This window comes from Natrinema sp. H-ect4 (assembly GCF_041894845.1).
Classification (GTDB): Archaea; Halobacteriota; Halobacteria; order Halobacteriales; family Natrialbaceae; genus Natrinema.
In genome coordinates this window covers 229,080-242,905 of record NZ_JBHDYC010000002.1, presented here as the reverse complement: position 1 = coordinate 242,905, position 13,826 = coordinate 229,080, and the positions used below count along the sequence as shown (strand labels likewise).

At 60.0% G+C, this 13,826-nt stretch carries 15 protein-coding genes, 1 tRNA gene and 3 pseudogenes; 7 read left to right on the top strand and 12 right to left on the bottom strand.

The window, feature by feature from the left end:
• Positions 1 to 6: 6 nt before the first annotated feature.
• Positions 7 to 138 carry a hypothetical protein gene (locus ACEWFR_RS04085; protein WP_374059830.1) on the bottom strand — a complete coding sequence of 44 codons (132 nt, stop codon included), beginning with the start codon at positions 136 to 138 and terminating at the stop codon, positions 7 to 9.
• Between the two features lie 127 nt (positions 139 to 265).
• Complete coding sequence (locus ACEWFR_RS04080) at positions 266 to 448, bottom strand: hypothetical protein (protein ID WP_374059829.1); 183 nt, start codon at positions 446 to 448, stop codon at positions 266 to 268.
• Between the two features lie 149 nt (positions 449 to 597).
• Between ACEWFR_RS04080 and ACEWFR_RS04075 the strand changes: the two genes are divergently transcribed.
• A tRNA-Arg gene (locus ACEWFR_RS04075) sits at positions 598 to 672 on the top strand.
• 699 nt (positions 673 to 1,371) lie between these two features.
• Entirely contained in the window at positions 1,372 to 2,412 is a 1,041-nt protein-coding gene (locus tag ACEWFR_RS04070; protein WP_374059828.1) for an NAD(P)/FAD-dependent oxidoreductase, read from the top strand.
• 85 nt (positions 2,413 to 2,497) lie between these two features.
• On the opposite strand, the pseudogene ACEWFR_RS04065 reads toward ACEWFR_RS04070, so the two are convergent.
• Positions 2,498 to 2,881, bottom strand: a pseudogene (locus tag ACEWFR_RS04065) (multicopper oxidase domain-containing protein); the annotation flags it as partial.
• Between the two features lie 148 nt (positions 2,882 to 3,029).
• On the opposite strand from ACEWFR_RS04065, the gene ACEWFR_RS04060 reads away from it, so the two are divergent.
• Positions 3,030 to 3,956, top strand: a complete 927-nt coding sequence (locus ACEWFR_RS04060) for a complex I NDUFA9 subunit family protein (protein WP_374059827.1) — start codon at positions 3,030 to 3,032, stop codon at positions 3,954 to 3,956.
• Positions 3,957 to 4,180: 224 nt separating this feature from the next.
• Here the strand turns inward: ACEWFR_RS04060 and ACEWFR_RS04055 are convergent.
• The 6 genes and pseudogenes from ACEWFR_RS04055 to ACEWFR_RS04030 all read right to left on the bottom strand — a co-directional run.
• Positions 4,181 to 4,610, bottom strand: a pseudogene (locus tag ACEWFR_RS04055) (heavy metal translocating P-type ATPase); the annotation flags it as partial.
• Positions 4,611 to 4,764: 154 nt separating this feature from the next.
• Positions 4,765 to 4,962 (bottom strand): heavy-metal-associated domain-containing protein, encoded by a 198-nt coding sequence (locus ACEWFR_RS04050; RefSeq protein WP_374059826.1) that lies wholly within the window; start codon positions 4,960 to 4,962, stop codon positions 4,765 to 4,767.
• A gap of 113 nt (positions 4,963 to 5,075) precedes the next feature.
• The gene (locus tag ACEWFR_RS04045) at positions 5,076 to 5,429 is read right to left on the bottom strand and encodes an SHOCT domain-containing protein (RefSeq protein WP_374059825.1); all 354 of its coding nucleotides are present in this window, start codon (positions 5,427 to 5,429) and stop codon (positions 5,076 to 5,078) included.
• A 6-nt stretch (positions 5,430 to 5,435) separates the two neighbouring features.
• On the bottom strand, positions 5,436 to 5,852 hold the full coding sequence (locus tag ACEWFR_RS04040; protein ID WP_374059824.1) for a DUF302 domain-containing protein: 417 nt from the start codon (positions 5,850 to 5,852) through the stop codon (positions 5,436 to 5,438).
• 95 nt (positions 5,853 to 5,947) lie between these two features.
• Complete coding sequence (locus tag ACEWFR_RS04035) at positions 5,948 to 6,301, bottom strand: SHOCT domain-containing protein (protein WP_374059823.1); 354 nt, start codon at positions 6,299 to 6,301, stop codon at positions 5,948 to 5,950.
• 57 nt (positions 6,302 to 6,358) lie between these two features.
• Positions 6,359 to 6,661, bottom strand: a complete 303-nt coding sequence (locus ACEWFR_RS04030; protein ID WP_374059822.1) for a hypothetical protein — start codon at positions 6,659 to 6,661, stop codon at positions 6,359 to 6,361.
• Between the two features lie 330 nt (positions 6,662 to 6,991).
• On the opposite strand from ACEWFR_RS04030, the pseudogene ACEWFR_RS04025 reads away from it, so the two are divergent.
• Positions 6,992 to 7,710: pseudogene (locus ACEWFR_RS04025) on the top strand (DUF4396 domain-containing protein); the annotation flags it as partial.
• 101 nt (positions 7,711 to 7,811) lie between these two features.
• Here the strand turns inward: ACEWFR_RS04025 and ACEWFR_RS04020 are convergent.
• Both ACEWFR_RS04020 and ACEWFR_RS04015 read right to left on the bottom strand, forming a co-directional pair.
• A complete protein-coding gene (locus tag ACEWFR_RS04020) occupies positions 7,812 to 8,402 on the bottom strand; it encodes a MarR family transcriptional regulator (RefSeq protein WP_374059821.1) in 591 nt (196 codons plus the stop codon).
• 119 nt (positions 8,403 to 8,521) lie between these two features.
• A complete protein-coding gene (locus ACEWFR_RS04015) occupies positions 8,522 to 9,925 on the bottom strand; it encodes a permease (protein ID WP_374059820.1) in 1,404 nt (467 codons plus the stop codon).
• 177 nt (positions 9,926 to 10,102) lie between these two features.
• On the opposite strand from ACEWFR_RS04015, the gene ACEWFR_RS04010 reads away from it, so the two are divergent.
• The 3 genes from ACEWFR_RS04010 (at position 10,103) to ACEWFR_RS04000 (ending at position 12,749) form a co-directional block, all read left to right on the top strand.
• The gene (locus ACEWFR_RS04010) at positions 10,103 to 10,480 is read left to right on the top strand and encodes an SHOCT domain-containing protein (RefSeq protein ID WP_374059819.1); all 378 of its coding nucleotides are present in this window, start codon (positions 10,103 to 10,105) and stop codon (positions 10,478 to 10,480) included.
• A 357-nt stretch (positions 10,481 to 10,837) separates the two neighbouring features.
• Positions 10,838 to 11,128: a hypothetical protein gene (locus ACEWFR_RS04005; RefSeq protein WP_374059818.1), complete on the top strand. Its 291-nt coding sequence runs from the start codon at positions 10,838 to 10,840 to the stop codon at positions 11,126 to 11,128.
• 154 nt (positions 11,129 to 11,282) lie between these two features.
• Positions 11,283 to 12,749: an amidohydrolase family protein gene (locus tag ACEWFR_RS04000; protein ID WP_374059817.1), complete on the top strand. Its 1,467-nt coding sequence runs from the start codon at positions 11,283 to 11,285 to the stop codon at positions 12,747 to 12,749.
• A 229-nt stretch (positions 12,750 to 12,978) separates the two neighbouring features.
• On the opposite strand, the gene ACEWFR_RS03995 is transcribed toward ACEWFR_RS04000, so the two are convergent.
• Positions 12,979 to 13,809, bottom strand: a complete 831-nt coding sequence (locus ACEWFR_RS03995; protein WP_374060055.1) for a hypothetical protein — start codon at positions 13,807 to 13,809, stop codon at positions 12,979 to 12,981.
• Between the last annotated feature and the right edge of the window lie 17 nt (positions 13,810 to 13,826).

The following is a 13,826-nucleotide window of genomic DNA, read 5'->3' as shown; positions in this document are numbered from 1 at the left end:
GAGTGGTCATGCGGTCCGGTTAAACGGTGCGGTCCGCCGTCGGGAGGCCGTGTGCGCTCTCGGGTCGGTTGCTTCGGGGTCGGCTTGGCCGCTGGCAGCTTCGCCGTCGGTCAGCGCGATCGGCGCGTGCTGTGTCATTTCGGTGGGAACTCGAGTCGATCACTGGAGAAGGCGGAGGCGACACCGACTGGATTCCCTCGCAATCAGAACGAGACGGGAGTCGAACGAGAGCAAAACTGGCTTTCGTTTCGTCTCAGTCGCCGTTTCAGCGCCACTTCTCGAGGTCGCAGAGCACCTCGTCCTCGACCTCGAGCCACTTGCTCACCCGCTCGTCGCCGCTTGCGTCCGCGGGGACGGCGGTCCAGACGTACTCGTCGTCGGAGAGTAACTCGAGCGGGGGCGCACCGGACTGCACCTCGCCGGGGACGGGGGCCTCGGATTTCGTCATAGTACGTGTAGACATTGAGGCTACATAACAAAGACCCCTGACGGCGATTGTCAGTGGGTGAAAACTCTCGAGGCGTGAGCGTGTCTATCACTGTCGAAAGCGGTGAAAATCGAGTGACTTATACGGATACATCGGGAACGAAGCGATGCGGGCGCTTAGCTCAGTCTGGACAGAGTTCTTGGCTTCGGACCAAGCTGTCGCGGGTTCAAATCCTGCAGCGCCCATATTTTCGAAGGAGGTAATCGCCTGACAGCGGCGGGACGGTTGCTGAATCGAATGCAGCGCTATTGCTTTCGTTCGATGGTCAAACGACTGGTGATTTCCACCGGGATTCGCGTACAACCAAACAGGTGGCAGTCCAGAAAATCAATCGCCAATTGACGGACGGCCACCAAACTGGTCTCCAGTGGAGGCACGCGATACCTTTTTGCCGGGTGGTGTGCTAACTTGTAACATTATGGCGTGCGAAGACTTACCCCCCAAAACCAGACCCCGATGACGATGTGTTCGAGGTATGTCCCGTTGCCCGGGCATTCGAGATCGTCGGGTCAAAGTGGCGACTTACCATCCTCAGGAGCCTTCACCTGTACGGAGAACAACGATTCAGCGAACTTCAGGAAACGACAACGGCCGACTCGACGACCCTCTCTCGCGTGCTCTGCCTATGAATGGATCTCGAGCAAGTGAGTTCAGGCGCACATTCAACACCCATGCGGACCACTCACGCCGTCGCGGGTCACTATCTGGTGATGTGGCTACAAGAGAAACGAGGACAGCTAGGTCAAGTAAACCCCCTTGCAAACTTACCTCTAAGTTCCGTAATGGCGACCGGTCTGTCCAACTCTTACAGGCCCTGACGTAGCTATTACTCAGAGACCGATGCGTCGAACCTCGAACATTCCGGCGCGACTGGCCGACTACCCATGAAACGGACGGTCGTCCTCGGCGGTGGAGAGGCAGGTCTAATCGCCGCGGCGTACCTCGAGCGTATGAGCGAGACGGACACTGTCGTGGTTTCCGAGCGAGAGCGCCACGTGTTTTCATTCCTGCTCTATCGGGTGATGAAGGGAATGCCGTTCGACGAGGCGACACTCGACCTATGGGACGCGTTCTCAGACAGGGACGTCACCGTCGTCCGGGATCACGTTCAGGGACTGGACACAACTGAGAAGCGAGTCGACTTGCGGAGCGGGTCGATAGAGTACGACACCCTCCTGATCGCGCTCGGCGGTGTGACCAGACTCGACGCCGTCGACCGCAGTCGCGTGTCGGACGTTCGGACAGACGCCAGGGAAATTCAGCGTGCAGTACACTCCGGGAGTGTTCGCGATGTCGTTATCGTCGGTGGGGGCCCGGTCGGCGTCGAGACGGCGGCGACGCTCGGGTTCCTCGACGTCTCGCTGCTCACGTCGGGCGACCACCTGCTCGCTGACTTTCCGGAGCGTGCGGGACGCATCGCCGAGCGAGAGTTGGGGCGACGAGACGTCGACGTCCGGACGGAGACGCGCGCGACCAAAGCGACGGAGAACGGCGTCGTCCTGGACGGGGAGCGCGTCGAGCACAGCGACCTGACGATCTGGGCGGGCGGAGTCAAACCGAACCCGGTGATCGAGCGCTTCGACCTTCCGCGGACCAAGCGGGGCTTGCTCGTCGACGCGTCGTTGCGCTGTCGGGGCGCCGACGACGTATACGCTGTCGGAGACGTGGTCGACTATCCCGACAAAGTCAAAGACGGGTACTCGGCGGGGCTGGAAGCCAGACGAGCTGCGAAGAACGCGCTCCGAGAGCTCCGAGGACGGCGACCGAAAGAGTACGACGAGCGGTGGCATCCGAGCATCGTCTACCTCGGTCGGACCACCGCCCTGTTCGCGGCGGACGTGATCGTCCATTGCGGGGCGGGGCCGGCGATTCTACGAGCCATCGCCGCCAGAGGCTACCCGTTCTTCTGGAGCTACGTGTACTGACTGTGTCTGACGCGCTCGGGCAACCGCGGCGAGATGATTGTGCGTCGGGCGGTTGCCGAATGGCAAAGATCACCGGACGCGGGGATCACTGGACGTACTGGAGGACCCGCGCCATCCCGGATTCAAGGTGATAGAGGTTGTGGCAGTGGAACAGCCAGTCGCCGGGGTTGTCCGCAACGAAGTCGATCGTCACTTCGCCCATGTGGGGCGGGACAATCACGGTGTCCTTGACCACGTCACCGACCCGGAAGAAGTGCCCGTGGAGATGCATCGGGTGGGGTACCGGGCTGCGGTTCACCATCCGAATCCGGACGTGCTCGCCCTCGCGAACGCGCAGCGGGTCGGCGTCGGGGTAGGCCTGCCCGTCGATCAGCCACTCGACGGACCCGCGGGCGCGCGACAGCGTCAGGTCGAACTGGCGATCCGGCTGACCGTCGACGCCCTCCAGCGACGAGATGGCCTGAAGGTCGGAGTTCATATTTCTATCACTGCGTCGCCGCAGGCGTCGATAGACTATGTGTACTTGTGAGTTTCGTGCAATATACACTGTGCGGCCCAGGCAACTGATCGATTGGCGTACCGGCGTTTTACGCCCGTGGTCGGTGTAGCTGTTACACATGGATGTACTCGTAACGGGCGGCGATGGCTTCGTCGGCCGGCACCTCTGTTCCGAACTCCTCGACCGCGGCCATGACGTCACCTCGCTCTCGCGAACGCCCGACCCGTCGGTCCTGCCGAGCGAAGTGGACCTGCAGCAGGGTGACGTAACCGACTACGACTCCATCGAGGGCGCGTTCGAAGGGAAAGACGTCGCCGTCAACCTCGCGGCGCTGCCGCCGCTGCACCAGCCGCCGAAGGAGACCAGCCACGACAGCGTCTGCATCGGCGGGTCGATCAACGCCGTTGAGGCCGCCGAACAACACGGCGTTTCGAAGTTCGTCGAGATGAGCTCTCTGGGGGCGAATCCGAACGGCGACACCGCCTACTGGCGGACTCAGGGGCTCGGGGAGAAAGTCGTCCGCTACTCGGAGCTCGACTGGATCGTCTTCCGGCCGTCGTTCATCTTCGGCGAGGGCAGCGAGACGTTCACCTTCGTCAGGCGCCACACCACGCCGTACCTGACGGTGCTCCCGGACGGCGGAGACCGGCCGCGGTTCCAGCCGATCTGGATCGGCGACTGCGTCGACATTTTCGCGGACGGCATCGAGGACGACGCGTACGACGGTGAGGTCTACGAACTCGGCGGACCGGAGGTACTCTCGTTCGGTGACGTTACCCGTATGCTCTACGAGGCCGACGGGAAATCGATCGAGATCCTTCCGGTGCCGATGCGACTGGCGACGGTCGCGCTGCACGCAGTCGATCCGATTTCCTCGATTCCCCTCGGCGTCGATCAGGCGCGCGCCCTGAAGATGACGAACGTCGCCGACCACAACGACGTCGACGCGTTCGGGTACGACGAGTCGAACCTGACAACGCTCTCGGCGTATCTAAGGGGCGAGCAGCGACACCGCCCGCAGCGGCGCCCCGTTCCGAGCGACTGAGCCGACCAGTGCGTCTGGGCGGCGCAGTAGGCCATAGGGGACTCTATCTCCATCACAGTCGAGCGCGTAAGTGCGATCAAGAGGAACTATGGGCGACCACGACCATTGTCGCGTCCATGAGTACGGACATGACCACGACACGGCGTCCGACGAGGTGGTGCGCCAACAGTCGATAATCGATGACGAGGCCGAAGGGCGCCGATGAGGGAGGCTACCATGGAGCCTACGATTGCGAACACTAGAGTGATCCACTCGCTGCCGGTGACGCGGGGACAGAGAAGCTAAGCCACTCCTGGAGCGTCTCGCTGTACAGGATACCGGGATCGAGAGCAGCGTAGAGACAAAAAAGCGCCGGCGGAACATCTGCTCGTGGCCCGCGTGCATCCCGCCATGGCCCTCACCGTGCCCCTCGTGGGAACCGGAGTCGTGGCCCTCGCCGTCGTGTTCGGCGTGCGTATGGTGCTCTTGGTGAGTCGCTTCACCCTCTGCGGCTGGGTGAGTCTCTTCCGCTAGTAGCCCCTGTTCTCCCCGTTGCTCGTCAGACTCGTTGACCGCTTCATCGTGGTCGCCAGATCCGTGCTGGTGGTGACTGTCGTTGTCCTGCTGGTTTTCCCCTCCCGTGGGGTTCTCACGTGTATCGTTGTGGTCGTCCATAGGTCATGCTCTCTCTCTTGAGATGGATTCGCTGGCTTCCTGAATGTTCGGCCCCTGAAATCGTGCAGCAAGGTCTACGTGAACAAACGCCGAGGAGAACAGTGGGCCGTTCACCGAGGAGCGTTCTGTGCTGTCCTCAGATTGGGGGCGATCCTCAGGCGTGAGCGGTGTATCCGGCGTCTTCGATGGCCTCCACGAGGGCCGTGGCATCTGCGTCATCATCGACACTCGCCTGCTCGTTCTCCCGGTCGACAGTCACGTCGGTCACGCCGGAGACTCCCTGAAGCGCCTCTTCGACCGTCTGTTCACAGTGGCCGCACGTCATTCCCTCTACGGTGATGATTGTCGTCATACAAGAGTACGTACGTCCCCCTCTCTTTAGCGGATTTTCATTTCAATTATGCTGCTATGGAGACGCCCAGGCTTTGAATTAGAAATACATCTCCAATATAGTTTAGAAGATTGTCACTTTGACTGTTCGAGTTTGTCCCGACGGGTTTCGAACTCTTCGTCGGTGAGTTCGCCACGGGCGTACGCAGTGCGAAGCTCCTCCATCGCGGGATTCCGCGACGACCGCGAGTCCGTCACCCGGCGGAAGACGAGGTATCCCCCACCGAGTAGGACGAGGAGGAAGACTAGCTGGACGAGCATCCCGACGAGTGGCCACCACCCGCTGGTCGTTCCGTAGCCACCCATCATTCCACCGTATCCCATCATCCCGCCGAATCCCATCCCCATCATGAGCATGGGGAGGACGATGATCGCCCCCAGGATGAGGAGGATGAGAGTCGTGGTGTCGAGTTGGTTCGATGACGCCATCGGGTATTAGGCCTCCGAGGTGGATTCGAGTTCGGTGCCAACGCTCGAGAGGACGCGTTCGAACCGGTCGTGAACCTCGGTCGCAATCGAGTCGAGCGCCTCGTTGTCAGCGATACCGACGAGCTGTTGTGGGTCAACTGCGCTCACCATGACCTCACCGTCGTCGGTTTCGTAGACGATGATGTTACACGGGAGGAGCGCGCCGAGCTCGATTTCCTCGTTCAGGCCCTCGTGTGCTAGTCCCGGGTTGCACGCTCCGAGGATGCGGTACTGTCGGAATTCTTCGCCGAGCTTCTCTTTGAGTGTCGCCTGGACGTCGATGTCACAGAGGACGCCGAAGCCTTCGTCTTTGAGTGCCTCTTTGGCCGTCTCGACCACTTGGTCGAATTCACCGGCAACTGAAGTCTGTATTGTGTATTCCATGGAATATTATACCCCGTTTACGGGGGTAATGATTGGGTGCCGCAACGGCGGGTGTTGGGAGTGTGGTGAACCGGTTGGAACAGCAGCTGTTCCGGTCATCCGGTACGTTCGAGCTGTTTTCGCCGTCGATCGAATTCGTCATCCGAGAGCTCACCGCGGGCGTAGCGCTCGCGGAGAACCGACAGCGACTGCTCATCGTTCCCGCCGGATCCTCGGTTGAGCATCGCATGGGCGAGGTAGAGCGGGACGGCGATGAGGAGCCCCATCCAGAGGAGCCCCCAGAGTCCCATCGCTCCGCCGAAGAGCCCCCCGCCGCCGCCCATCATGCCGCCGCCGTAGCTCCCGCCACCGTGGGCAACAGCCGTTCCAGTCGCCGCGACCAGCAGCGGGACGGCGAGTATCGTGAGTCGACGAGCAGTGCGTCCGATGTGAGTGGTGAATTGCGTCATTATCTTGGGTTTGTGAGTCGTGGTGTTGGGTCGAAGCGATCGAAACGGTCAGGGTTGTCAGCAGTGGCCCTGCCCGTACATTCCGTCGTTGTAGTCGTCGTCAGCCATGTCCTGGGCCATCTCGTCGACGGTCACACCCATGTGGGACTCCATCCACTCGACGCTACCAGGGCCCATGTGGTCAGTCATGTGGCCTTCCATCCAGGCCGCCCAGTCGTCCACGGTCGCATTTCCGTCGTACGGTGGCGCGTCGTCAGCGGTCGTGTCGGTGCCGTGTGCGCTGACCACAGGCGGGGCAAACGCGAGTCCGACGATTGCGAGCGCCACGAGCAGCCAGCCGCCGAGTGTGAAGTTGGTCATTGTCGTTCTCCTCGGTTACTCGTAGAACCGCTTGGGGGATATCACGATGGGTGTAAATCCACACAGGAGATCGTTCGAGAACGTGTATAGGACGTTTTAATCGTTTTTGAGGAATGAGATCGTTCATCCACGTCGAATTCGGCGGGCTCCGAGCTCACGTCCTTGCTGCTTTGGAAAGACTACCGAGGAAACCGGTAGTCCGAGTTACAGTTTGGAGCGTTAGCCACAATTCCATAAAGTCGCCAGCCCCAATTATGTCCCATAGGAACGATACACTCCGCGACTGCAAGCTGTAACGAGACAGTTGGAGACTTCCCCCACAACGCTACCATGGCACTCCAAGAATACCTCGCACAGATCGAACACGCACTCGCACCAGTTCGACACGTTATGAAACCGATTCTGTCCGACCCACTCATAATGGGTTTCTGGGCGCTACCGGTCGTCGTGTCCGTCGGCACCCTCTGGTGGGACATCCGTAACCGCAATCAGGCGCTCCGGTCGTTGATGAAAGGCGTCTGGAAGTTGACGTTCTCTACTCTGGCCCGTTCGGCCTCGCGGTCTACTGGTATTCCGGTCGAACGCAAATCAGCAACGACTCGCTGTGGCGACGTGGATTTCGCTCGACGGCCCACTGTTATTTAGGGTGTGGCGCGGGAGAAGTCCTCGGATTCGCGCTGCTGGCGGGCCTGCTCGCACTCCAGAGTACGCTTCTCGTCGCCGCAGGCACGTTCGCACTCGCGTACCTATTCGGCTACGCGCTCACCGTCGGCCCACTTATGCAGGAGGGCGTCGAGTTCGGTGAAGCGATGCTCACCGCCCTCTATAGTGAGACACCGAGCATCACTATCATGGAGATCGCTGCCATCGGAACGGACCTGCTGATCGCCAGTCAAGCCCACATCTCTGATCTCCTGTTCTGGGGACCGCTGGCGTTCTCACTGTCCGTTGGATTCGTCTTTGCGGACCCGATCAACGCCACGCTCGTCTACTTCGGCGTCAAGGAGGGCATGAAGAACCCTGCCGAGATGGGGGCAGAGCCAGAGCACGGGACAGGCACAGGCCGCCGATTAACACGGTGCCCGATACTGCATCGGATACCTCACTGTCGGCCGATAGTTCCACTGGGCCTGAACTGCTGCCCCTGTGGCTAGTGCTCCTGATTCTGTCGCAGATCGTCGCTCGGATAGATACGGTACGTCCGCCCTTGACGTTCGCGATACAACAGACCCCGCCTCTCGAGAGCACTGACCGTCTGACTGACCTTGCTCTTCGAGAAGTTCGAGCGATCCCGTAATTCGATCTGCGTGATGCCGGGCGAGGAGACGATCGGTTCGAGAATCCGACGTTCGTCGTCCGGCAAGAGGTCCAACACGCGAGCCTGTGGCTGAGACTCTGGATTGATGGCCTCATCTGGCTGGGTGTCAGCCGCCGGTGCTGTGCTCTCAGGGTCGGCTGGTTCCGACATCTCCTTCTGTGAGCGGGCGTTTGCGTCTGTGCTGGTGAAGTCGTCGCGGACTGCGAGATACCCCCCACCGATGACAGCCGCGGCAAGAAAGGTCCAAAAGACGTACCAGAGCGGATTCGTTCCGTGAACCGCCCCCATCGACGTGCCCATCATCGAGCCCATTTGTTCGATGGCTTGCTGTTGCTGGTACGCTTGCCAGCTGAGCGCACCACCGACGATGAAGATGGCAGCGACGAGGAGACCGACCAGCGTGTCTGATCGATGTCGATTCATCCATCCCACCTCGATTTGTCGTGATCTCTGTTCATGCGTGATAGTTTGCGAGACAGCGCCGTACCAGTTGTGATTGGCCGACACAAAACTCGAAGCCGCTTGGTCTCGAGACACAGCAGTCAGTGATGTTCATGACTCTGAGAGGCTCCTATCCCTGAAACCTGTGGATGTTGATGGGCAAACTCGGAGGGGTGCTTCTCGAACGATCGCTTGCAGGTCTTCGAGCAGAAGTAGTACGTCTCGCCGTCGTGGGTGCTGCTCGGCCCGCTATCGTCGATCCGCATCCCACAGACCGGGTCACGATACTGGCCAGGTGCACCCAGTCCTCGGCGATAGACGTAGAGGAGGACTCCCGAGAGGGCGAACGCGACGAGGTTAAGGTAGAACGTGTAGTTGAGTTCGAAGTACGTCTGTTCGGTCGCTGTCTCACCACCGGCCAAATCCGGGACAATGTTCAGGGCGTCGAACAGTAGCTCCATGAGGAAGCCGGTGAACGCCATCGTGACGAAGAAGACGCCGAGGATGTACAGCATCACCTTCCAGCCGTAGTATTTCCGGTAAACGTTCAACACGGGAATCGTGATGAGGTCAGCGTAGACGAACGCGATGACGCCGGCAAAGCTGATGCCGCCGCCCCAGAGTGCAACGGCGAAGGGAACGTTGCCCATACTGCCGACGAAGCTGAGGACGGCAATTGCGACACCCATAATCGCGTTCTCGGCGGTCACGAGGAGGCCATCACCCTGGATGAACAGCGTATTCCAGACCCACTGCGGGACGAAGACGATAACGAACCCGGAGATGAGGAAGCCGGCGATGACGTCCTTCCAGATCATCGACCACTCCTTGCGGTACTGGTTCCCGACCTTGTACCAACCACCCCACGACAGCAACTCCTCGCGCCACCCACCACCGCTCGATGTCTCTTGGAGATACGTCTCCATACAGCCCTCCGAGCAGAATTTTAGCGTCTCACCGCCGTCAGTGGTGAGGGAATACTCGTCTTTGCCTTCCATCCCACAGGTCGGATCTTCCGTGACGCCCGATTTGCGGTCGCGTTCGTTGAGCGTCTCCCGGACTTCGTCGAAGAGGTTCTCAGGAAGCGTGAGATGGACGATGACCGCCATCACGGCGATGAGGATGAGACCGCCAAGCAGTTCCGCGACGAGGAACTCCCAGCCCAGCAGAATCAGAATCATCAGCCCGAGCTCAATGATGAGGTTCGTCGACGCGAACATGAACGCCAGGAAGTTCACCACGTGGGCACCCTTCTTGAACAACCCCTTCCCGATGGCGACGGCCCCGAAACTGCACCCACTGCTCGCCGCTCCGAAGGCGGTCGCCTTCGTGAGGCCGCTCAGGTCACCATCACCCAGGACCTGGGCCATTCGCTCCTTGGAGACGTAGACTTGGACGAGACTCGTGATCGTGAGCCCCATGATGATCGCCCACGCCGCCGTCCAGAGAAATCCAACACCGATGCGGAGGGATTCGAAGACTCCCTCAATCATCGTCGCCTGCATGGTTGTATCGACGTAAGCATCATCTATTGCAGTTCCCGTTAATATCCCTCTCTTCAGAGCCCCCTCGACTATGGATTCAAAAGTTGTACGGTTGGATTGCAGAGGGTTCGAAGGCGTAATCGCATTGAACCGTGACCACGTACTGGACACTAGAGGCTGACTCACGGAGGGACATATATGCCTGAAAATACGGAGGACACACGCTTGGTCACGATTCTCCTCATTATCATCGGTGCGTTCGTCATCTTCCCGATGTTCTTCATGGGATTCGGGCCGATGATGGGCGGTATGTGGGGCGGTGGAATGTGGAGCGACGGGACGATACCGGGCTGGATGTTCATCGTTGGAATCCTGATGCAACTCCTGTTCCTCGCTGCCCTCGTCGGCGGTGGCTATCTCATCTACAGGGTTGTAACGGGCAGTGAGAGTGGCTCAGACCAGGCGCTCGAAGAACTTCGGCTCGCATACGCTCGCGGCGAGCTGACCGACGAGGAGTACGAACAGCGACGGAGAGACTCTCCAACGCGACACGGAATCACGTCAGGATTGACCTGAAGGATGACGCTGACACCTGACCGCCGTTACATGACTGGCCAACCCTCGCTCCCAGCTTGGCTCGACCGATACACGACGCTGGGCCTCTACGGACTACTCATTGGAACGGGACTCTGCTTGGTCGCATTCATCACGAATCCGGTGCCAGACCCCTCGTTCCCGTGGGCGACGCTGTCGGAGTCACTTCGACTGCCGTTCGAGCAGCCTCGGATTGAGCACTGGCCAGTAAGCTATACCATCGGAATCTGGCTGTGGATTATCGGGTTTCCGTCGTTGTTCCTCGCTGGGTACAGACGATTCGGAACGCAGACGCCATTCGGATCGACGCTGTGGCTCGCTAGTCTCCCCACGTTGGCGATGGTTGGCTGGACGACATACTGTCGGTTCTTCTGGCCGAAACTCCATCCGCCGACGTGGAATGCCCCCTCCTATACGTTCGTCTGCTGGCTGTACTGCACCTCGTACGACGTGATCTGGAGTAATACCGCCTACGTGATTGCACTGTTCGGTATCGTCGCGACGATCTTTGCAGTACGACGACGAAAGGGGGCCGGGTACGTCCTTCTCGGGTTTGGGCTCCTCGCACTTCCCCTCGGACTGCCAGCTGTGTACGAGGGGTACCGACGAACGACGCAAACAGTCACCTGAACTTCCACCAATGGCGCGTGATCTCCCCCGGTCTAGCCGGTCACTCCAGACGAGATGCGGTTTTTCCGACTCTCGAACCGTACATGGGCTCTCAACGGGGTGAAAACGGGTACCAATAATAGCAACTAGATAACTATCTGAATAGTGGGCGCAAATGACGGCTGACATCGCGATTCACGACGCATACGTTCTCACGGTCGATGACCGAAATCGGCTCTACGAACGGGGTACGGTACTCATCGAGGATGGTCGCATCACCGATGTGCGATCCTCCCGGAACGACGATGCGGACATCGCGGCCGCCCGTGTCATCGACGGCGAGGGCACACTCGTGATGCCGGGGCTGGTCAACGCCCACACTCACCTCGAGCTGACGCCGCTGATCGGCGCGTTCAGCGACCTTGACCTGATGGAGATGATGAGCGGGATGACCGCCATCTTCGGCCACATCGCCGAGGGCGAGTACGACTACCTCACCGAGGCGGGGTACGAACTCGCCGCGCTCAACTTCCTCGCCGGCGGCGTCACCACCGTCAACTCGATGGACGTCCGTCCGAGCGCGGGCGCCGAGACGTTCGGCGAGGCGGGCCTCCGCGGGTTCTTCGGGATGGCATTCTCCGACCTCTTCTGGGACGTTCCCGTCGACGAGCAGTTCGCCCGTGCCCGCAGGTTCATCGACGAGTACCACGACACCTACGACGGACGGATTCGAGCGACGATCAACCCCCACGACGACTGGTCGTGTACCCGCAATCTGTGGGAGCGCACCGCTGATCTCGCCGCCGAGTACCCCGACCTGCTCGTTCACACTCACCTACTTGAACTCAAGGAGAGCAATACGATGGCACGGGCGAACGGTGCTGAGGACTCGCTTTCCCTCCTTGCCGATGTCGGACTCCTTGACGACCGACTAGTGGCCGCCCACTTCCGGCTTGCCGACAACGAGGACATCCGGCGGACTGCCGACGCGAACGCATCGATCGCGCACTGTCCGTCGATTTTCGCATACTGGAACACGAACGGTGACGTGCAGTGGACGCCGGTGCCAGAACTCCGTGCAGCGGGCGTCGACGTCGGCCTCGGCATCGACGACCACTACTGGCACGACTCGTACAGTATGTTCGGTGAGGCTCGGCAGGCTCGGCTCGCTGCGAATCTCAAGCGGTCGGCCGGTCAGTACGATTCGATGGAACTGGTGCGGATGCTCACCATCGAGGGAGCAGAGGCACTCGACGTCGGTGACGAGATCGGCAGCCTCGAACCCGGCAAGCGGGCCGACGTCATCCTGCTTGATGTCGAGCAGCCAAAGTTCATGCCGCTGACTAACATCCCGGCGCAGGTCGCCAACAACGCGGCGCCCGCAGACGTAGAAACGGTCATTGTGGACGGCAACGTGCTGATGCAAGATGACGAAGTGAAGACGATGGATGCCGAAGCGGTGCGCGACCGCGTCGAGACCGCGGTAGACCGCTTCGAGTCAGAGACGGACTGGAAATTCGGCATTGGGGTGAGCGAGCCACCAGGCGCTATGGATGTCGCCCGCGACCTGCCGAAGCGCGGTCCCGCCCAGTTGCTTGGCCGCCTCGCGTTCCAGTCGGTCAGGGACAGGTTCCCGTTTTGATCCTAATGTGATTGCAGAGCGCCAATAATACCGGATACACAGACACGGGAATTTGCGAATCTAACTATTCATTAGATTAGCAATAGCTTCCTTCGTCGGGATTCCACATACACGCCTCGCCTGCCGTGAGGTCGTTTTCGTCTCTGTATGGGACGATCTAGAGACAACAATCGCAGTGGGAACTGATTGAATAAGCTGCGATGCTGTGACTGTGAATTGAACAGGCGAGTTAGAAGACTCCGGTGATGAAACCAACTCCCATGATGATGAGGACCGCCGCGGAGAACGCTGGAAGATATGGCGTGTACTGCTCGACCTTCTCCTCTGAGTGCTGGTAGCCTGCAATCAACAGCATCGTCAGTCCGACGATCCCCGCGATGACGGTGAGGGCGTACGCACTCATCAGTTCGAGGCAGTGGGTTGACCCGGCGCAGAGCGCAATAATTTCGAACTCCTCTTCGTGGGCGAACCCGAGTACGAACGCGAACCACGCGATCCCGAGGAGGCCACGGTCAGCGGTCGCTTCGGGGTCATCGTGTGAGTGCGTGTGCTCACTGACAAAGGGAACGAGACCCTTCAAGCGAGGGATCAATCCATCGTTGTGCTCGTGCGAATGGCCCTGCTCATGAGAATGGCTTGAATGCTCGTCCAAATCGTGGTGGTGGTCGTGGCTGTGATGATCGGAGTGGCCGTCATCATCGTGATTGTCATGAGAATGCCCGTAGGAGTATTCACGAATCCCAAGCACGATGAGGAGGACACCGGCCACCAGACTGACCGGTCCACCGATTTGGATACCATCAAGTATCGTCATCGGCTCGTTGACCTGCGTGAGGTTGAAGTAGTTCTTCGCGTAGAAGAACACCCCCACCATCGCGATACTGCTGATAAGGTGACCGGTGCCGATGATGAGACTCGCCGCGAACCCGTACGCCCACTTGTTCGTCTGGTCGAGCGCGTACGAGGCGGCAACGGGCCACCCGTGACCCGGTTCGATGCCGTGAACGGCACCGAGCGCGATCGCACCGACGAAAAGGCCGAGTGCTTCACCGTGTAACATCCTGCTCGAGAATCTGC